Origin of the sequence: Rhodohalobacter barkolensis, from assembly GCF_002834295.1 — a bacterium.
GTDB lineage: Bacteria > Bacteroidota > Rhodothermia > Balneolales > Balneolaceae > Rhodohalobacter > Rhodohalobacter barkolensis.
This window is the reverse complement of sequence record NZ_PISP01000007.1, coordinates 23,813-44,293: the sequence shown is the minus strand read 5'-3', so window position 1 is coordinate 44,293 and position 20,481 is coordinate 23,813. Positions and strand designations below refer to the sequence as shown.

Genomic DNA, 20,481 nt, shown 5'->3' with positions numbered 1-20,481 from the left:
GGGCTTTTTATTTGGGAGTTTATTTTAGTTTAATCTCCAAGAAGGGCTCGTAAAAATTTACTATGCCTCTCTTTATTTTTCTGTACAAGCAGTGGAATGCCAAAAGCATAATCGACCATTTTGTCGGTAAAATCGTGACTGATTATACTGCTTATCTTTTTGGATTTGGCTGATACGATGATGAAGTCAACCTGATCTTTAACAACCTGATTATATACCTCATCCGCTACTTTGCCTTTTTTATGCAGTGTCAAAACAAAATTGACACTATCTGAAATGCCGTTTTCATTCTGAAAAGACTTCATCTTTTTCTCAATCTTCTTATCCACTTCTCTCTTCTCCTCATCCGATAGTGTATAAGGGAAGAACTGTGCCCGATACCGATAGATATGCTGAGCGGTAACATGACCACCATCCACCAAACTACTGGCGGTTTGAACCGCTTTGGCCGACTGTTCAGAAAAGTCGACCGGAACGAGAATATTTTCTAAGCTGTAACGGCTGTTTTCCGGTATAAACAGTACAGAGGCTGATACATACTTTAGAATTCGGCGGGGAATAACACCTTCACCGGCATACCCGATTTTCTTACCCATTAAGATAAGATCGGGCTCCAGCGAATTAGTCAGTTCAATGATTTGATCTGTCGGTTTCCCCTGTTTAATGACAATTCTGATTTCTATAGACTCATCATCAAAATGCCCGGATATTTTTTCATGAAGCTCATTTCGAATAAGATCCAGGAACTCTTCTTCTGAGTCTATTTCCGGAAATTGTTCGACAATTTCCAGTGCTGTGGGGCCTGATTCAATCGTATGGAAAAAGGTGATTGTTTTAGGCTTCACAATAGATGTTAAAAAAGCAGTGTACCCAATTAAAACATCGTCCATATTGGACAGGTCGAGACATGCTAACCAGTGTTTAGAATCTTTCATAATATCCTCTAATCCGATTTTTTCTGTTTTTTAATAGCATTCGTAACGAGCTCTCTGTACGATTGTCGCTCTTTATCTTTGTCAATTCTCTGCAGATCTTCATGCTCTTGCTGCAGTCCTTGTTGTAAACTGTAGCACATCACAAGCAGAACGATCACAAATGGAAGGCCTGTACTTATAGCACCGGCCTGGAGTGCGGTAAGACCGCCACCAACCAGCAGTACGGCTGCGACAAGTCCCTCAGTGGAAGCCCAGAAAATTCGCTGGCCCACAGGGGCATCCAGTTTACCGCCGCTTGTCAGACCATCAATTACTAAAGAACCTGAGTCAGACGAAGTCACAAAGAAACTGAGTACCAGAATTATGGCCAGAAACGATGTTATCGTTGCCCATGGAAATTGATCAAGCAGAATGAATAGCGATGTTGTTTGATCCGCCTCAACAGCTGCTGCAATCTCGGCAATTCCGTTTGTTTCCAGAAAAATTGCACTTCCGCCAAATCCGCTCATCCACAAGAATGTGATGAGAGTCGGCACAATCAGAACTCCAAGTACAAACTGCTTGACGGTACGGCCCCTGGAAATTCGGGCAATAAACATACCCACATATGGCGACCAGGAAATCCACCACGCCCAGTAAAATACAGTCCAGGTGGACATAAATTCACCCTCTTCGTATGACTGAGTCCAGAATGCAAAAGATGGAAAGTTTTGTGCATAATGCCCGATATTTTGGATAAAGGAGCTGAGTATAAAGAATGTCGGTCCAACAACAAGGATAAACAGTAGAAAGAGAGCCGCAATACGGATATTGAACTCACTTAAAACCTTAACACCCTTGTCAATACCGAGCACAACAGAAATTGTAGCAATTGCTGTTACACCGACAATGATGATGACTTGAAGCATGGTTGTATTCTCAAGTCCAAACACATATTCCATACCGGCCCCGGCTTGCGAAGCTCCAAGGCCTAAAGAGGTAGCTAAGCCAAAGAGTGTTGCCAGAACTGCCAGAACATCAATGATATCGCCCATCCATCCGTTAATACGATCACCTAACAGTGGGTAAAAAACCGATCGAAAAGAGAGAGGCAGTTTCCTGTTGAAAGCAAAAAATGCAAGTGCCAAAGCTACAATAGCATAAACAGCCCATGCGTGTAATCCCCAATGAAGGAATGTTACCCCCATTGCATCGCGGGTAGCTTCAATTGTGCCACTTTCTGCATGTGGCGGATAGAGCAGATGCCACATTGGTTCGGCTACGGCAAAAAACATCAAACCGATACCCATACCGGCACTAAATAACATTGCAAACCATGCCATGGTGCTGAAATCGGGTTCGGCATCTTCTCCGCCTAAACGAATACTTCCATATTTGCTGAATGCAAAATAGAGTGCAAAACCGATGAAAATATTTACGGCAGCTACAAAGAGCCAGCTTGCCCAACTTGTAATACCGGCTTGAATAGCGCTAAAGGTTTCTTCTGCTGCCTCACCGGCCCACAGTGTTCCAACGATCAGAACTGTGATTAGAATTACTGACGGCCAAAAGACCGGTTTGTGTATATCAAACAAACGATTGATGCCGGTTTTTTTTGACTCCGGCTTGTCGTCTTGTCCTCGTAAAGCCATACGTATTACACCTTAGATTTAGGTTAATGCGCTCAGCGACTGAGTTTGGTTAAAGAGCGACTTTCACAGATAAAATATCTGTGATTAAACATTCAGTCGCTAAACACAATTAGGATAATAATTTAATCCGTTGGTTAGAAATAGAATCCAATGTTAATATTGAATCGGATATTGTACTCAGATTCGCCAATGCCAAGATCTTCATGGCCCGGGCCAACTCCCACGCCAAAGTTATCGGTCAACCAGGGCTGATTGATTCCCTGAGCTATGTCGAAATAGGTAAATACCGGTCCGGCAGTAACCAAAAAGCCGGTGATATTCTGGACCGTATATTCAAAGTTATCGCCAAGGGTGAGGTTATCTCCTGTTGCTCTGGTAGTTGTGCCTTCACCAATTGTGTTATTCATATAACTGAAGTCGTTATAGAAGTTGATGTTGGTGATAGGTCCCCAATCCACATCATAAGAGTAGGCAAGCCCGAGTGTAGCAATCCAAGCTTCAGTAGAAACCTCATACGGAATTCCGTAGGCTCCCATAAAAACAGTACTCAGATCTGAACCGTCATTGTCGGTTGCGTTCATTCCGTAGTAGAGGAACTGCGGTTTAATATTAATATTCCCAACATTATAATCGGCATGTACAGCAAATGCATACTGGCTATCAAAAACGTCCGTCGCAGTATTATAGAGCTGTCCATATTGGAAAGATGCCCCTAATTCACCGCTGTCCAGTTGATAGGCACCCCTTACGTTAAATTGATTTCTTTCGGTAATTGAAGCGTTTGCTTCCGGAATCACATCGTATGCGTAGCGTCCGGAACCACCGGTTCCAAAATTGCCTGCACCGTTAACGGGACCTTCCGGTGCAGCCTGAAAGAAGTAGGCAAAATCCCACTGCATGTTGTCCGTGGTACGGGTAACTTTTACACCCATATCGTGATCATCCTCTAACCCAACATAGTAGGGCAAGCTGAACCACCAGTTGTTTGAGTTGTACTGAAGATTACCAAACGGTACTTGTGTTACACCCAACTGCATTTGTGTCTGCTCGTTGAAATCATATTCGAGCCACCCCTGTTTAATAAAATGGGTTCCAAAAGTAGGGTAGAATCGATATTCAAAATTCAGACCGATTCCGCCCGGATTATCATAAAGAACATTAATTCTCCATGTGTCCCAGGTAAATTGAGAGCTTTGAGCATCCATGTCACTCTCATAACTGGTCAGTATCATATTATATCGCAGAGCCCCGCCAACATGCAGCGACGACTCCTCGTCAGATTGTGCTTCTGCAACAAAAAGCAATCCGGTGAATAAGGTGAAAATTACACCTATCAATAAAGTAGTAGTCAGTTTGTATAATCCTCTCATTGTTAATTTGTTAGTTAGCATTGATTTACGAATTCCACACTCATATAAAAAGAAATTAGGTCGAATAATTCCAAAACTTCTGAATATTGGAATTGTTCATCGCTAAAGTATTGTTTGGTTACCGTTTATGAGAAGTTTTTAAAACAATCTTTAGCGGATGAAAACACTTATTTGGTTTAGAAACGATCTTAGAGTGAAAGATCATGAGCCTCTTGTGCGTGCATCAGAGGCCGGAAAAGTTGCAGCTGTTTACTGTTTTGATCCTCGGCATTTTGAAACAACAACATATGGATTCCCAAAAACAAACTCACTACGAGCACAATTTCTGATCAAGTCTGTTTCTGCTTTACGTTCTACTTTTAGAAAGTTGGGTGGCGATCTAATAATCAGGCAAGGTAATCCGGAAGAGATCATCCCAAAGTTGATTAAAGAACTCCAAATTGAGAATCTCTTTTTCCACGGGGAGGTCACATCAGAAGAGAAGAACGTAGAACTACGTATAGAAAATTCAGTAGAAATACGTATAAAAAAATATTGGGGACACGAGATGGTTCACCCCGAAGATCTACCGTTTCAACCGGATGAAATACCTGATGTATTTACTCAATTCAGGAAAAAAATCGAAAAGAGTTCTATGATTCGTGATCCGCTGCCGGTTCCCAATCATCCGGAGTTTATTTCAGTGGATGATCCGGGCGAAATTCCACATCTGAAAGACTTAGGACTTAATGCCCCACCTGCCGATGATCGTTCAGTTTTAGAATTCAAAGGTGGAGAAGAAGAGGCCTGGAAAAGACTGAACCACTACTTTTTTGAATCTGATGAGCTTCGTAATTACAAGTATAAGAGAAACGGTTTGCTTGGTGCGGATTTCTCATCCAAATTTTCTCCCTGGCTGGCTCATGGATGTCTTTCAGCGAGGTCGATCCATCATCAGGTTGAAAAATATGAGCGGGAGGTTCATGAAAACGTATCAACCTATTGGATGAAATTTGAGCTGATCTGGCGTGACTATTTCAGATATTCTGCCCGCAAACACGGCGATAAGATATTTAAACTGGGAGGGATTCAGCAGAAAAGTCTGGATAAGCGAACAGATGAAAACATTTTCCAGAAGTGGAGAGATGGCACCACCGGAATACCTTTTATTGACGCAAATATGCGAGAGTTAAAGCAGACCGGATACATGAGTAATCGGGGGAGGCAAAATGTGGCTAGTTTTTTGGCTCAGAATCTGAATTTCGACTGGCGATGGGGAGCCTCCTGGTTTGAGTCGATGCTGATCGATTACGATGTGTGCAGCAACTGGGGAAACTGGGCGTATAACTCTACCGTGGGTCACGATCCCCGGAACCGTTATTTCAATATTGTGGGACAGGCTCAGAAGTATGATCCAAATGGGGAGTATGTTCGCCACTGGCTGCAGGAGTTGAAATATGTGCCGGATGAATTTGTGCACGAGCCGTGGAAGATGAGTGAAGATCAGCAAAAACTGAATGAGTGCATTGTCGGGCAAGATTATCCAAAACCGATGATTAATCTGGAGGATAGCTATGAGGAGATTAAAAAACGAGGATGAGTTACGGTTCAACTTGACTCAGTGACCTTTCCGCATTAACATGAAGCGACTGTAATTCAAACTACATTGGCTTTCATGTTCAGAAATATTCTTCTTCTATTCTTCGTATTTCTATTTTCATCTTGCATTTCAAATGAGCGGCGCCTCGATAACCTTTTTGATGACTACTGGCGATATTCGCTGGAATCAAATCCGATGATGGCTACAGATCAGGGAGTGCATGAATGGAACGACCGCCTTGCAGATACTTCCCTTGATGGCCTTGAAGAAAACTATCAGCGAAATATTGAATTTCAGGAGAGACTGAGTCGAATCTCCAAAGAGGATCTTTCGTCTCTGCAGCAGGTGAATTACGATATTTTTGAGTTGCAGATTCAGAATGCCATCCGTTCTTATGAACTGAATGATCAACTGCTACCGTTGAATGGCTGGTGGGACTATCACGCCACATTTGCCGATCTTGCTAATCGGGTGCCGTTAAATAATGTGGAAGATTATGAGAACTATTTAAGTCGGCTGGAGGCTTTCCGGGAGTATAATGCGGGGTATATCGAAAGGATGCGCAGGGGAATTGAGATCGGGTTTGTTCGTCCAAGACAGTCATTTGATGATTATCTGCCATCCATTGAAGCTCATATTACAAGTGATGTCACAGAAAGCCGACTGTATGAGCCTTTTGAGGATTTTCCCGACTCAGTTTCAGAAGATGATCAGAGTGAACTGACGGAGAGAGCTCAATCAGTCCTGTCAGAAACCGTTATTCCGGAGTTTGAACGTCTTCTTCAATTTTTGGAAGAGGAGTACATTCCGGCTGCAGCTGATGAAATTGCAATTACCGATCTGCCCGGTGGTGAGGAGTATTACAAGCATCTGGTTCAATCTTACACCACCATGGAGATTACACCGGATGAGGTTCATGATATCGGGCTGAATGAAGTGGAGCGAATCCGTAATGAAATGATGGAAATTATTGAGGAAGAAGGGTACGGGGATGATTTTGATACGTTTGTAGAATTTTTAAGAACAGATTCTCAATTTTATGCAGAGACTCCGGATGAGCTATTAAAAGAGACGGCATACGTTTTGAAAACCATGGATGGTCATCTGCCGGAACTTTTTAAAACTCTTCCGAGACTGCCATATGGAATTATGGCGGTTCCCGATTATCTGGCACCCCGAACGGCAACGGCATATTACAGTCGCGGTGCTGCCGATGGTACACGGGCGGGTTATTATGCAGTAAATACGTACGATCTGCAGAGCCGCCCGCTCTATGAAGTAACTGCGCTATCTCTTCATGAAGCCGTGCCGGGACATCATCTGCAAATTGCTCTTCAGCAGGAGCTTGAGGATCAGCCCAAGTTCCGTTCTGTGGCCGGATTTACCGCATTTGTCGAAGGGTGGGCACTCTACTCCGAACGGCTGGGGCTGGAAGTGGGTATGTATGATGATCCTTACACTAATTTTGGACGATTGAGCTACGAGATGTGGCGGGCACTGAGGTTGGTGGTGGATACAGGAATGCATGCGAAAGGATGGTCGCGTGAGGAAGCGATCGATTTTATGGCAGAAAACTCCGCACTTTCACTGCACAATATTCGTTCTGAAGTAAACCGCTATATTTTCTGGCCGGGTCAGGCGCTGGCTTACAAAATGGGTGAGATCAAAATACGTGAACTTCGGGAGCAGGCTGAGGAAGAAATGGGGTCTGAATTTGATTTGAGGGAATTTCATGATGTGGTTCTTCTCAAAGGAAGTGTACCTTTGAGCGTTTTAGAGGACAATGTTTTAAACTGGATGAACAATTAAGTCGAAAAGAGAAAAAATGGCTAATAGAGAAGTGAGTGAGGTTCGGGTAGACGGAAAGAAAATTACCTGCCCGGTTTGTGATCACGATCAATTCTGGACCCGCAGGACTCTAATGAATACAAGAGGAGCGAGCTTTTTCAGTTTCGATTGGCTGAACCGGGATGCTTTGAATAAGATCTGCGACAACTGTGGATATGTGTTTTGGTTCTATAGGCAGCATCTGGATGAGTAAATGTGATATCGAAATAAATTCAATTCAAACAAGATGAGATGAAACGTGAAATAAGAAGAGTTTTAACCATCACGGCATTTGCTGTTTCTGCTCTGATACTGATTGTTATTGTAAATCAGCTCATTCAGTTTGCAAACTTTTTGGGAGGTATCCATCCTGTATTTGGTCAGGTCTCATTAATTCTGTTCTTGATTGTAGCAGCCGTTGCAGTACTTGCGCCTGTATGGCTCTATTTTAAACTGCCGGGCAGGTTAATTCCTCCCGAGACAGACGAAGGCGCAGAGTTTGACCGGTATATTGAGAATCTTTCAAAGAGATTAGGCGGTAATCCCATCGTAAAGATGGATCAGGTGTCCGGTGTGGATGATGTCAGGGAGGCGATTCATGTATTAGATAAAGAGTCTGATAAATCGATCAAACGAACGGCTAACCGGGCATTCATTACTACGGCTATTTCTCAAAACGGAGCTTTGGATGCACTATTTATTTTAGGACTACAGTTCAGGTTGATTTGGGAGATCGCCCATATTTATGCTCAGCGACCGACTATTAAGGATTTGAGTTATCTCTACACCAATGTGATGGTGACGGCATTCATTGCCAGCAGCATTGACGAAGCGGAGTACTACGAGATTGTGGAGTCGTCCATGTCGCAGGGAATTGGCTCTGTACTCTCGTTTGTACCCGGAACTACCATGGTGATCAACTCGGTAATTACCGGGAGCTCAAATGCTTTTTTAACGTTGAGGGTAGGAAAAGTGGCTCAGCAATATTGCGGTACGTTAGTAAAAAGGCGCCGTCAATCGATCCGGAATTCAGCAACAGCTGAAGCAGCCAAGATGCTGGCCGGAATTGTGTACGATGGAACAAAGATCGTTGTAAAGCATATTGGAAAAGCTCCGCTGAGGCTGGCTTCCAAACCGTTTCGAAGAGGTAAGAAAGAGGAGTAAAGTTTTTAGTTGAAAAATGTGACCCCGCCGGGCCTTCCCGATCCGTTGGTTAACGGATTCCCCTACGGCGGGACAGGCTTCTCGTTCCTTATGTGTGCAACCAATGAAAGTTTGGAATGAATTGATAGAGATTAAGCAAACAAAAAGTAGGAGTGACCCCGCCGGGACTCGAACCCAGATCTAAAGCTTAGGAGGCTATCGTTCTATCCGGTTGAACTACAGGGTCATTTGTTTTTGATGGATGTAAAGGTAACAAATTTCAGGTTTGATGGTTGTATATGGAGCGTGACTTTACTGAAATGATTAGATCATATTGATCTGCACTCAGAAATCTCTTTATATTTGCGTCTCTTTTTAAGCCGGAGTAGCTCAGGGGTAGAGCAATTCTCTCGTAAAGAATAGGTCGTCGGTTCAAATCCGATCTCCGGCTCTCTTTTCATAACATGCGGATGAGTGCCGCTCCTACGGAGCTCTTCAGGTGCTCTGTACCATATCATGTTCTACCCATATCCGTCCCGATAGGACGAAGAGTTTCTTGGACAATAGCCTACGCTTAGAGAGTTATTGCTGCATCTGGTTTTGAGTTCAGGAGAATACTTGATGTACAGAATGAGGGGTTTATACTTTTTCAACAAGCTTGTAAAGGAGCCAGCTGTCCCGTCAGGGACATGACGTGGGTAGTGGTGGAAAGTTTCTACTCACGGCAAGCGCCGTAGGTGCGATTCATTTAAGTTGTGGAAGGTGCAAGGGTGCGTTTCTTCGGAGCTTTGTTGTACTGCCCCGTTGTACGGTGGATTTTCTGCCTTTTTTTACAAATGTATTGCCCCTGCCGGGGCATTTTTGTCTGCAATCAGCGCAAAAGATGGATCTGAATGTAAGCCTTCTGATAGAAAAAAGGGGGTAAGGTACCTGAAGAGATACTTCATTATCTAAAACCCACACTTTAGCAGGCACGTAGCTGCTCCTTCAGAGGCATTTTTAGTTTCCTGTGTTCAAGGAATGAGTGAAACCCGACGAACTAACCCTAGTGGGCTGAGTACTGTGATGTTTCGGAAAAGTGGCTTAAAAAAAGCAATGTGATCTACGAGAGTGTCATCAAATTTGGGCCAGCTCCGGATGGAGCAATATGGTTGGATCAACCCTCTTTCATTATAAGCTGTATCGCTCCTTCGGAACTCTATTGTGCTGCCCCGTCCGGGGCAGTTGTATGGTGGCTTTTCTACTTCTTTTTACAAATGTAATGCCCCTGCCGGGGCATTTTTTGGTTTGTTGTGTTCAAGGAATGAGTGAAACACGACGAACTAACCCTAGTGGGCTGAATACTGAGGAGGATCGGCCAAGCGGGAAAAAAATCAACTTAACCTACAGGATCGTCATCAAGTTAAGGCGCTGCTCCGGATGGAGCAGTATGTTTGTAAGACACGTAACCCGTCTACTAAGTCAGCACCGTAGGTGCGGCTCAAAAAGAGTTACCATCACCCCTGAACTGTTACGCCTGAGCCGCTGTGGCTTCGGGATCTTTTCCGAAATACTTCAGAATGAAGTATAGGATTACTAACCCTGCCAGTAGTCCCCAAACCGGATGGATCCAGTCGAAAGCGGCGGGTAGTTCACCGACAACCAAGGCTACAAAGGCAACAACCAAGGCGTATGGAAGTTGAGTTCTCACGTGGTCAATAAGGTCACACGCCGAAGACATTGAACTTAGAACGGTGGTATCGGAAATCGGTGAACAGTGATCTCCAAAAACAGCACCTGCCATTACCGAACTGACAGACCCAAGAAGAATTCCGTAGTTTTCTCCTCCTGCAAATCCAACACCGGCACCCATCACAATGGCCAGTGGAACAACGACTGGAAAAAGAATGGCCATGGTGCCCCAGCTGGTACCTGTAGAGAATGCAGTGACTGCAGCAATGAAGAAAACAAGTCCGGGAAGCAGAGCAAGTGGAAGAGTATCCTCAAGGAGTCCGGCCAGATAGGTTCCGGTTCCGATTTCCTGCGTCACACCGCCAAGTCCCCAAGCCAGAATTAAAATGATAACCGCCATCAACATCGACTGCATGCCGCCTACCCATGATTCAAGCGCCTCATTGAGTGTCAACACCTTTTGAAAGACGACCAGCCCAATAGCTACGATACAACCTGTGAATGACGCCCAAAGCAGTGCGGCAAAAGGATCGGCATTACCGATAATAGCGGTTAGCCCGCCTTCGCCGGCTACTAAACCTGCACTTCCTGTGCTGTAAAGTCCATAAAGAGCTACCAGAATAACTGAAATAACCGGGAACGCGGCATTCTGCCAACGTTTTGGCTTGCCTTCTTTTGGCTGAAGACTGGATAAACTGGTATCTGTAGCCGGCATCGACCCCTCGCGAATCACCCCGTTACCTGAAGCTGCTCTTTTTTCAGCATCATACATAGGACCAAACTCACGCTTCATGATGATGGTCATCAGAACAAAGGCAAGCGCAAGTAGCGGGTAGAAAAGATAGGGGACAGAGTGTAGGAAAATCGTAAAGGCATTATCGGCTCCGGCCATCAGTTGGGCAGCCAGTTCAGGATCGGTAGTCTGTTCTGCAATTCCGGAGAGTGAATTCTGAATCTGTGTAATTTCAAAACCAATCCACGTGGTGATGACTGCACTTACGGCCAGAGGTGCCGCTGTGGAGTCTACAATGTAGGCAAGTTTTTCACGGGAGATATTCAGTCGATCCGTCATCGGGCGAAGAGCATTTCCGCGAATGAGCGTGTTGGCGTAGTCATCAAAAAAGATAAACAGTGCAGAAGCCCAAGATAGAAGTTGTCCCTTCTTTCGATTTGTGGCAAACTTGCCAAGTATATCAACAGCACCCTGTGTTCCACCGCCTCGCGACATCACACCAACCATTCCACCGAGAAGCATGCTAAAAACGATAATAGCGATATGATCGGCATTTACCAGAGCGTTAACCAGCAAATCCAGCGATTCTGCTGTACCTGCAAATGGATTCAGACTCACAATAAAAAGGGCCCCGATCCAGATTCCTGCAAACAGCGAAAGAACAACTTCACGTGTGATCAGTGCCAGGCCAATTGCAACGATGGGAGGGAGTAAACTGATCCAGGTTCCGTAATATCCGTTTTCCGTTGGCTCTTCCTGCATCATTGCATGGACATCGAACCATCCGAAAAACAGTGTGGAAAGAAGAATAAAACCGATTATAAAGCCAAATTTTTTCATTTCAATAAGAGCTTGGTAAACATTTTTTTCTGCATTGAAAATACAAGCATTGCCATTAAATACAATTTAAATATTGAAAGTTGGGTAGATGCTACTACGTGATAATATTTTATTAGCCAATCTGATTAGGAAATGAGCTAAAAGACACTGAGAAGGAGATTTGAATGCTCGAATTTTCAGGTCAATGGACACTTTAACAGTACGAGTCGATACTCATTGCATATTTTGATATGTTAGAAGGAGAAAATGGTGATATATTTAGGATTCATCAACAATCGGGTATATTAAACGGATTTTTCATTGACAAAGGGTAATAGATCTCACAAACGATTCAGTCGCCGGATGGCGAAGCTGGTAAAAATTATTGAAGAAAAAGGAATTAAGGACAAGAATGTTCTTCAGGCTGTCCAGTCCGTTCCAAGACATGTTTTTGTGGATACAGCTTTTGAAAATCGGGCATACGAGGATTCCGCACTTCCAATCGGAAATGGGCAAACCATCTCTCAGCCATATACGGTCGCGGCTCAAACCGAACTACTTGAAGTAGAAAAAGGGGATAAAATATTGGAAATCGGAACCGGGTCAGGTTACCAGGCAGCTATTCTTTGTCAAATGGGGGCAGATGTTTACAGTGTGGAACGTCATGAAAAACTTTATCAGAATGCAAAAGAGACATTACAAAAGCTGGGGTACCGCCCGCATTTGAAATTAGGTGATGGCACACTCGGGTGGAGTGCCTATGCACCGTATGATGGAATTGTTGTTACGGCAGGAGCTCCGGTTGTACCCGAAGATCTCAAACAGCAGCTCAATATTGGAGGGAAGCTGGTAGTACCTGTGGGAGATCAGAAAAGTCAGGTGATGATCCGGATTACCCGAACAGGTGAAAATGACTTTAAAGAGGAGAGATTAAGCCACTTCAAATTTGTTCCTTTGATTGGTGAAAAGGGGTGGGATTGAGAATTAATCTCCGTTTGTTCTCAATTCACATTTAATTTCTACAGTTTTTCTAGATCTAATCTTTTGTCAATCCAAATTTTGGGGCGTTTAACCCACTGAAGTCCAATGTAGTATGGGATTATTTAGGCCCACTACAGGTGGAACTGTTTTCAGGAACGTATACGCTGAGTTGTTCTGTTAAATAACCATTCTGATAACAATTTTAGTTATATCAGATCCTTAACCCCAATAAAATAGAACAACAATTATGAAGACCTTAAAAATTTTACTGATGCTTGTATTGGCAATCTCCTATATGGCGATGGCACCATACAGCGTATCGGATGCTGACCACAACCACCATGACATTGTAAGCATGGCTGAAGATACAGAAGACCTCTCAACACTTTTTGCCGCTATTCAGGCTGCAGAGTTGACAGATGTTTTGAAAGGAGATGGACCGTTTACGGTATTTGCTCCAACGAATGCTGCTTTCGATGCACTTCCTGACGGAACGCTGGAGAGCCTGTTGATGCCGGAAAACCGGGATCAGCTTGTTGAAATCCTGACCTACCACGTTATTGCCGGTGAAGTAATGTCTGGTGATCTGAGCGATGGAATGATGGCAGAAACTGTTGAAGGTTCTGAAGTAACCATTACACTCAGTGATGCAGGTGCTAAAGTAAACGACGCAAATGTAGTTTCTGCAGATATTGAAGCATCTAACGGTGTTATTCACGTGATTGATGCTGTAATTCTTCCACCGGAAGAGGAATCAGGTTACTGATTTTTAGTTAACAATTTGTTTTGATTGATGGGCCCGGTTTGAATAAAGCCGGGCTTTTTTATGTCCGGATATTTGCATGTTCATACACCTTCTCACACAACTGATTCTAAGTGTTTTTCCCCTCACCCAATCGGATAGAAACAATGGTCTTTTTCCGGATTATCGTCGCAGATGATGATCAACGAGCTTTTTGTAGAGATTTTCAAGAGTTTCGGGCAGACGATTTTTCGTGCTCACACTGATCAAATGGCTTTCAGAGAGCTCCTTGGGTGATTCATATTTGCCGGTGAGCATTTCAAAATCCTCCAAGCGGGCGTCAGAAACCGTATCCTTCTCTGTCTCCCTGGTTTTCAAGCGGTCAAGAATGGTTTCGTCTGAAGCCTGAGCTTCAATGAACAGATAATTGGCCTGTATGGATTCAAGATGATTTTCGAACTCTTTTCGTTGTGATCGCAGGCTGAATGTTGCATCGAGGATGGCGCTTTTCCCGGACCCCAGATGTGTGTTGATCTTCTTAAAAAGCTGCCGGTATGTTTTTTGAGACATCTCTGCCGAATAAAGTTTTTCGCGTGCAGATGAATCCGGACGCTTGTACAACGGAAGGCCGGCAAGGGTTTTACGAATACGATCGGATGAGAAATAATCGATCTTCAGAATATTTGCCAGGTGCTCAGCTAGCGTACTCTTGCCTGTTCCAATCCGGCCCATGAAAATGAGAAGTACAGGATGGGAACCCAGAAGGGCATATCGCAGGGAGAGATGAAAATAATCGTTAGCTATTTTTTGGAGCTGTTTTTTCTTTTTTGGTGAATTCTCTTCCCCGCCGCTTTGAAGGCTCTTTACCTTTCCTTTTACATAGCCACGGTAGCATTTATAAAAATCGATCATTTTTGAGAGGTCAGGATCATCCAGTTTCTGAGCCATCTGCTCAACGAAATAGCGGCTCTCATTCCGGCACTCCTGAAAATCCAGATCCATGGCAAGATAGGCCAGATCTGCTGCAAGGTCGCCACACCGAAACCTCTCGTTAAACTCTATACAATCATAAATACAGATGCTTTCGGGCCTGATATGAATATGTTCGAGGTGCAAATCTCCGTGCCCGTCTACGATTCGTTTCTGAGTCACTCGCCGGTTAAAAAGAGACTGATTCTTTTCAAAATATTGATCGGTAAAATATTTGATCGCCTGATACTCTTCATTTTCAATCGTCTTTCCGATGTAAGATTCGGTTTGCTCAAAGTTTTCATCGGTGTTGAACCGGATCTGTTCAATTTCACCATACTGAAGAACATCATCTTTCGGTTCCTGCTGCAGATAGAACTTCGCCAGTTTATCCGCAACCCGGTCCAGATGTTGGTTGGTCAGGGAACCATTTTCGATATATGAGTAGAGGAAATACTCCTCATCAAGCATTTTCATTTTTACGGCATACTCAACGACCTCATCCGGATTATCTGAATTGAAAGTAAACGTATTCTCCTTTTTTGAAATCGGGATGACTCCCAGATAAATATCGGAGCAAAGTCTCCGGTTCAGCGCCACTTCCCGTTCACAATAGTGTTTACGTTTCTCAAGGGTACTGTAGTCCAGAAAACCGAAATCGATAGATTTTTTAATTTTATAAACAAAAGGCGGAGCAATAAACACATGGGATATGTGCGTCTGGATATGCTTAACACGTTCGGGTTTATGAGGGTAGACCTCACGATTCTCCAGGAACTCCCACAAGCTATTTCTGGATTCTGATTCACTGTTAGATTTGCTCATGATTTTATCAGTCTATCCTAAATTTATGATGAACCAACTCTCTGATGCACTGCGGTTGAAACGGTGATAAACTCTGTACTCTGTTTGAACAAATTCCAAAAAATCCCAGGCAGTAACAACGTTTAGTTCGGGAGGGGGATTAAAAATAGTAATAATCCATTCTCTGCCATGAGTTTATATTTAAATCTTAGCAGCAAATTAAAAAAGGTGTTGCATCTTTTGGATTTTAATTCTACAATTGTAGAGAAACCTCTAAACATGTAGAACTATGAAGCTATCCAAATCTGAAGAGCAGTTAATGCAGTATATCTGGAAACGAAAAAAGGCGTTCATGAATGAGCTGCTTGAGATGTATCCGGAGCCGAAACCGGCAAATACTACGGTTGCCACGCTGCTGAAGAGAATGAAGGATAAAGGGTATATCGACTATGAACAGATGGGTCGATCTCGCCGGTACTATCCTACCGTAAAAAAATCGGACTACTTTTCGCGTCACCTGAAAGGACTGATCCGAAAGTATTTTGATGATTCTCCATCTACCTTTGCTTCATTTTTTACGAGGGAAACCGACTTGACGGAAGATCAGCTCAAGGAGCTGCAGGACATTGTTGAGCAAGAACTGGAGCGGAGGAAGAAATGATTATCTACCTGATATACTCTGCGATAAGCCTGGGAGTGCTCCTTCTTTTCTACCACCTGTTCCTGGAAAAAGAGAAGATGCACAAGGTGAACCGGGGATTTTTGATCTTCAGTCTGCTTTTCTCCTTTACGATTCCTCTGATTCCGGTAGGATTCATTGATATGCCTATCAGCGAACTGACATTGTTTGATCAATCGAAAAGTCAGGAATCCGGCAGCTTCATAGCGCTTGACGGTGAATGGATGAATGTTGACGCAGAATCTCTGGCGGTACATGATGAAGCATCCGGCTCACAAGTCTATTTTTTTTGGATGACAGCGTTGTTGGTTTATGTGCTTGTTTCGGCGGGGCTGTTTATTCGCCTGATTCGAATCGTGCACAGAATCCAACTGAAAGCCGATCGAAATAACAAGAGACTACTGAATGGCTGTGAAATTATTCTTCTGAATGAGAATGATGTCCCCTACACTTTTTTTAATCAAATTTTCTTGAATAAAAAGAGCTATCTGAATGGGGAGATCCCGGAAGAGGTGATGATTCATGAGATGACTCATGCCCGCCAAAAACATACCCTGGATATTTTGCTGGTCGAATTCTTAAAGATTCTCTTCTGGTTTAACCCGTTGCTCTATCTCTACAAAAAAGCCATTCTGTTAAATCACGAGTTTCTGGCCGATGAGGCCGTTCTTTCACAGGGGAAAAGCGTGAAAGAGTACCAAAACATTCTGTTAAATACGATGCTGATTCGTCCGGTCAACAGTCTGACGAGTACGCTGAACTACTCCCTCACCAAAAAACGACTCCAAATGATGACACAATCAAAATCTGCCTTCCGATCCGTATTGAAAGTCCTGGCACTCATGCCGCTGCTTGCAGCCATCACCCTGTTGCCGGGTTGCGATTCCACAACCACCGAGGTTTCAGACGAAGTTGAAACCGTAGATGAGGTTAGAATTCAAATAGGGGAAAATGAAGATCTGATTGTAAATGGCAATCAGATGACTTTAGATGAGCTGGAGAGCTATTTGTCAGATCTGCCGGAAAGCCCGGGTGTTGTTAAGTTAAGCTTGAATCCGGGCGCGCCATTTGCATTTATAACGGATGTACAAAGCCTGCTTCGAAATTATGAAGCATTCAGGATTTCCTATTCTACAAGCAATGAGTTGGAAAGAGTGACCAACGAATTTTTGGAAGCAGCCAATCGGTATATGGAGATTGAGGCCGACCCGTCAAATGAAGATGCGCTGAATGAAAAGTATAATGAAGCATTGGAGCTGTATGAAGCGATTCAAGCCGTAGAAACAGATGATCCGAATTCACCTCCGCCTCCTCCGCTGGTACCATCACCGGAAAAGCGTTTGGAAAGCCCTGCAGATCTGACGTTACCCCCGGCTCCACCGGCACCGCCTTCTCCTGTAGAAGAAGGGGACCTGATGCAGATTTTAATGAACAGTCAGGGTTTGCTTCTGATGAACGAAGAACCGGCTGAATTGAATGACGTAAGACAGAATATCAAACAGTTTGTTGAAATGAGTGCCTCAAGTCCATCCCAGGCGGTAATAGGAATTAAGACAGATCCGGAGACGCCATATGAGCAGTTCACTGAACTGTTGGATGAAATCAGGGCAGCGTACGGTGAAATGAGAGATGGGGCTGCACAAACTCAGTTTGGCACGGCATTTTCAAATCTGGAAGAGAACAGTTCCGAAAGTGAAACCATCCGGGAGACCTATCCAATGAAGCTATCGATTGTACCTCCGGAGAAAAATTAATGGTATCTAAAAACTGATTTATCCATTTTGGTAAAAAATAACAGTAAGAGGTCATGATTATCTATTTAGTTAAATCCACTTTACTACTTGGGCTTCTCTTTGTGCTTTATAAGCTGTTTCTCGAGAACGAGAAGATGCACCGCTTCAACCGGTTCTTTTTGTTGTTTGCCCTGGTATTTGGACTTACGGCTCCGTTGATCTCTTTTGACCTGGGCCCGGAAACATCCATGGTCGGTGTAAATATGCAGCAGATGGAACGCGTGGTCAACGCACCGGCTGAAGCGGTAAGCAGATCTGTTGAACCGTTGATCGTACCTCAACAAACAGAGGAAGCTTTACCCAAAGCTGAAAGCACCCCGGTTGTTACCGAAGAGCCAAGCTGGTCGATAAGTCCGTTAGAAGTTTTATTTGGAATCTATGGAGTGATCACTCTTTTTCTTTTGATCCGATTTGTGACCGGATTGATCGAAATTAGAAATAAAGTTAAAGCCGGAACCCATAAAAAGACAGATCATGCCACACTGGTTTTATTGGATGAGCCGATCACTCCTCAATCATTTTTAGATTACATTTTCCTGGAAAAGAAACAGTTCGAGTTGGGGGAAATTGAACCTGAGATCCTGGATCATGAACTCACTCATGTTCGCCAGTTTCATTCATTTGATGTGCTATTGATCGAATTCCTGAAAGTCATCTTTTGGTTCAACCCGCTGATGTATCTTTACAAACATGCGATTCAACTCAACCATGAGTTCATGGCCGATGAAGCTGTTGTACAAAACGGCTCAGCCATAAGCGAATACCAGGAATTGCTGATCCGGGTGAGTGCCGGGAAAACCTCATTAAAGACAACCAGTAACATAAATTTTTCACTGACCAAAAAACGGCTCCGAATGATGGGAAAAAGTATTTCTAAAGTAAAAGTAGGTGCTGTTTGGCTTTTTCTCCTTCCATTATCTGTAGCCTTGATCATTGTTTTTTCAGCGCAAACAGACAATTATCCTCAAACTATGAGTATGCAGGAAATATGGGATTCTTTGCCTCCCACTACCTATACTGATGTTGAATTGGAATCCGAGGGCCCCACCGGTTTATATCACCCACTTGATGAGCGCACCGGTGTATTGATCGGCCCTGAGGGAGAGCCGTATTCCGGAGAACGAAATACATACAGTGTCGAAACAGATTCAGTTATCTACGCAGAAACCATCGTTGATGGGAAAGTAACGCGGTCTGAGTTTCCCATGTATGATAGTACCGGAGCTTATCAATACAGATCCGTAGTTATTCCTTCTCTGGATGAAGACGGTAATACAGTCTCTTCGTATTATAGTGACCAGCATACTGATAGCTTGGTTCTTAGTCTGAAAAAAATTGATACTGATTCGTTAATAATCAATAAAGCATGGCACCCTAATGGGCAGTTGGCATGGGAATTCCAGATGAAGGTTCCTGGCGGAGGAAGGCATGGCTTAACTACCGTTTATGATGAAAATGGTGCTATTACTGAGCAGGAACGCTACGATGATGGGGAACTCATAGAGAAAATTAAATGAAATACTATGAAACAGTTTACTTCAAAGATTGACTTTAAATTTACTAGCAAACGTCTGCGCATGATGGGAAAGAATATTTCCCGCAACCGCTCAATTTCAATTAAGATTATTACAGCCCCTGTGGTTCTTTGCTTATCGTTGATGTTCTGTACGAATCCCAATGAGAGTGAATATCCGCGAAATATGTCCGGAAATAGTGATGACCTGTATTCGAATGTTGAACTTTACTTAAACCCGGATCGGGCGGACGAATTAGGAATTGAAGAAAGAGGTACAGGTATAATGTTTGATAAATCAGGTACTCCATTTACCGGAACACAGAAAATGAGATATGTGAAAAATGACAGCCTGTTTAGTGAAACAGTATATGATGATGGAGTTCTAAAAAGCACCACTGCATACCATGAAGATGGAAGTTTGATGGGTAGACATGAGTATGATTATGTGGGGGATGGATTTGCGACTATTAAGGAATACAACGAAAATGGGTTATTAGTTGAAGAATGGTTATCACCGACAACTGAAGACGGCCTCGGTTCCATTAAACAGTGGCATCCAAATGGACAACTTAAATTTGAGATGACTCATAAGAAAGGAATGGAGTATCACGGCTTAATGACCAAGTACAATGATGATGGAGAGATCATTGAGCAAGAACGCTATGAAGATGGAGAGTTGGTAGAAAAGATCGAATAAATATGATGAGAATATATCCATGGCAATATCCATTATTCCGCCCGATGATAAGTAACCAATCCGAACCTATCTGATTACCAACCGGTTCGCAGGAATCACTATCTCCTCGTCGTTCTCTGATTTCGCGTGAATCTCAAACTCCCATTCACCCTTTGGAATCGGCCGCTTCCAGCTGTTTCCGTTGATGTACTGCTGTCTGTCAAAAGAGAGCGTTTCATCAGGCGGAATTTGATACACCAGCAGCTCATCAAAACAAACAAAATGTTCATGCATTTGACTGTGCCAGATCAGTTCTTTCCCGGAGCCGGCTGAAGAATACGCCAAAATCTGAAACGCACAGGATCCGGTTTCGATGACTGTCGTATCCGCGGAGACATTTTCTGCCCGGATATTTGTTTCCAATGTTTGAGTTGAGTCGATCCAATGGATTTCAGCCTGGAGCTGAACGTCTCCATCGATGTTTAAACTGTGACGGGGAAGCTCTGGATGATCAAGTGTTGATTCATTTTCCTTGCATGAGATCAATATGATGGCAGAAATCAAGAAAAGTGAAAGGGCACAACGTACCATAATTTAGAAAAGAGATGTAAAT

Annotated in this window: 16 protein-coding genes and 2 tRNA genes; 11 read left to right on the top strand and 7 right to left on the bottom strand. The window is 43.5% G+C overall.

Features of this window, described 5'->3' with window-relative positions; all coding sequences use genetic code 11:
- Window positions 1–29: 29 nt before the first annotated feature.
- The 3 genes from CWD77_RS15375 to CWD77_RS15365 all read right to left on the bottom strand — a co-directional run bounded on the left by CWD77_RS15375 (window position 30) and on the right by CWD77_RS15365 (window position 3,936).
- Window positions 30–935, bottom strand: coding sequence for a universal stress protein (locus CWD77_RS15375; RefSeq protein WP_101074495.1), 906 nt, complete (start codon window positions 933–935; stop codon window positions 30–32).
- An 8-nt stretch (window positions 936–943) separates the two neighbouring features.
- Window positions 944–2,566 carry a BCCT family transporter gene (locus CWD77_RS15370; RefSeq protein WP_101074494.1) on the bottom strand — a complete coding sequence of 541 codons (1,623 nt, stop codon included), beginning with the start codon at window positions 2,564–2,566 and terminating at the stop codon, window positions 944–946.
- A gap of 134 nt (window positions 2,567–2,700) precedes the next feature.
- Window positions 2,701–3,936 (bottom strand): hypothetical protein, encoded by a 1,236-nt coding sequence (locus tag CWD77_RS15365; protein WP_101074493.1) that lies wholly within the window; start codon window positions 3,934–3,936, stop codon window positions 2,701–2,703.
- A gap of 157 nt (window positions 3,937–4,093) precedes the next feature.
- Here CWD77_RS15365 and CWD77_RS15360 point away from each other — a divergent pair, with 157 nt between their 5' ends.
- The 4 genes from CWD77_RS15360 to CWD77_RS15345 all read left to right on the top strand — a co-directional run bounded on the left by CWD77_RS15360 (window position 4,094) and on the right by CWD77_RS15345 (window position 8,506).
- A complete protein-coding gene (locus CWD77_RS15360) occupies window positions 4,094–5,515 on the top strand; it encodes a DASH family cryptochrome (protein WP_101074492.1) in 1,422 nt (473 codons plus the stop codon).
- 75 nt (window positions 5,516–5,590) lie between these two features.
- A complete protein-coding gene (locus tag CWD77_RS15355) occupies window positions 5,591–7,324 on the top strand; it encodes a DUF885 domain-containing protein (RefSeq protein ID WP_101074491.1) in 1,734 nt (577 codons plus the stop codon).
- Window positions 7,325–7,340: 16 nt separating this feature from the next.
- A complete protein-coding gene (locus CWD77_RS15350; protein WP_101074490.1) occupies window positions 7,341–7,556 on the top strand; it encodes a DNA-binding protein in 216 nt (71 codons plus the stop codon).
- A gap of 38 nt (window positions 7,557–7,594) precedes the next feature.
- Window positions 7,595–8,506: a DUF697 domain-containing protein gene (locus CWD77_RS15345; RefSeq protein WP_101074489.1), complete on the top strand. Its 912-nt coding sequence runs from the start codon at window positions 7,595–7,597 to the stop codon at window positions 8,504–8,506.
- A gap of 153 nt (window positions 8,507–8,659) precedes the next feature.
- Here the strand turns inward: CWD77_RS15345 and CWD77_RS15340 are convergent.
- Window positions 8,660–8,732, bottom strand: a tRNA-Arg gene (locus tag CWD77_RS15340).
- 132 nt (window positions 8,733–8,864) lie between these two features.
- Between CWD77_RS15340 and CWD77_RS15335 the strand changes: the two genes are divergently transcribed.
- Window positions 8,865–8,936, top strand: a tRNA-Thr gene (locus tag CWD77_RS15335).
- A 1,059-nt stretch (window positions 8,937–9,995) separates the two neighbouring features.
- On the opposite strand, the gene CWD77_RS15330 is transcribed toward CWD77_RS15335, so the two are convergent.
- The gene (locus CWD77_RS15330; RefSeq protein ID WP_101074488.1) at window positions 9,996–11,729 is read right to left on the bottom strand and encodes a Na+/H+ antiporter NhaC family protein; all 1,734 of its coding nucleotides are present in this window, start codon (window positions 11,727–11,729) and stop codon (window positions 9,996–9,998) included.
- Between the two features lie 300 nt (window positions 11,730–12,029).
- On the opposite strand from CWD77_RS15330, the gene CWD77_RS15325 reads away from it, so the two are divergent.
- Window positions 12,030–12,689: a protein-L-isoaspartate(D-aspartate) O-methyltransferase gene (locus CWD77_RS15325; protein WP_276307531.1), complete on the top strand. Its 660-nt coding sequence runs from the start codon at window positions 12,030–12,032 to the stop codon at window positions 12,687–12,689.
- A 295-nt stretch (window positions 12,690–12,984) separates the two neighbouring features.
- Window positions 12,985–13,455 carry a fasciclin domain-containing protein gene (locus CWD77_RS15320; RefSeq protein WP_420821215.1) on the top strand — a complete coding sequence of 157 codons (471 nt, stop codon included), beginning with the start codon at window positions 12,985–12,987 and terminating at the stop codon, window positions 13,453–13,455.
- A 159-nt stretch (window positions 13,456–13,614) separates the two neighbouring features.
- Here CWD77_RS15320 and CWD77_RS15315 read toward each other — a convergent pair whose 3' ends face one another.
- Entirely contained in the window at window positions 13,615–15,225 is a 1,611-nt protein-coding gene (locus CWD77_RS15315; protein WP_101074485.1) for a bifunctional aminoglycoside phosphotransferase/ATP-binding protein, read from the bottom strand.
- A 268-nt stretch (window positions 15,226–15,493) separates the two neighbouring features.
- Here CWD77_RS15315 and CWD77_RS15310 point away from each other — a divergent pair, with 268 nt between their 5' ends.
- The 4 genes from CWD77_RS15310 to CWD77_RS15295 are packed head-to-tail and all read left to right on the top strand — an operon-like array spanning window position 15,494 to window position 19,889.
- Window positions 15,494–15,865, top strand: a complete 372-nt coding sequence (locus tag CWD77_RS15310; RefSeq protein WP_101074484.1) for a BlaI/MecI/CopY family transcriptional regulator — start codon at window positions 15,494–15,496, stop codon at window positions 15,863–15,865.
- Window positions 15,862–17,637, top strand: coding sequence for a M56 family metallopeptidase (locus tag CWD77_RS15305; RefSeq protein ID WP_101074483.1), 1,776 nt, complete (start codon window positions 15,862–15,864; stop codon window positions 17,635–17,637). Before CWD77_RS15310 ends, CWD77_RS15305 begins: the two co-directional genes overlap by 4 nt.
- A gap of 53 nt (window positions 17,638–17,690) precedes the next feature.
- On the top strand, window positions 17,691–19,193 hold the full coding sequence (locus CWD77_RS15300) for a M56 family metallopeptidase (protein WP_101074482.1): 1,503 nt from the start codon (window positions 17,691–17,693) through the stop codon (window positions 19,191–19,193).
- 6 nt (window positions 19,194–19,199) lie between these two features.
- Window positions 19,200–19,889 carry a toxin-antitoxin system YwqK family antitoxin gene (locus tag CWD77_RS15295; RefSeq protein WP_101074481.1) on the top strand — a complete coding sequence of 230 codons (690 nt, stop codon included), beginning with the start codon at window positions 19,200–19,202 and terminating at the stop codon, window positions 19,887–19,889.
- A 66-nt stretch (window positions 19,890–19,955) separates the two neighbouring features.
- Here CWD77_RS15295 and CWD77_RS15290 read toward each other — a convergent pair whose 3' ends face one another.
- On the bottom strand, window positions 19,956–20,459 hold the full coding sequence (locus CWD77_RS15290; RefSeq protein WP_101074480.1) for a hypothetical protein: 504 nt from the start codon (window positions 20,457–20,459) through the stop codon (window positions 19,956–19,958).
- Between the last annotated feature and the right edge of the window lie 22 nt (window positions 20,460–20,481).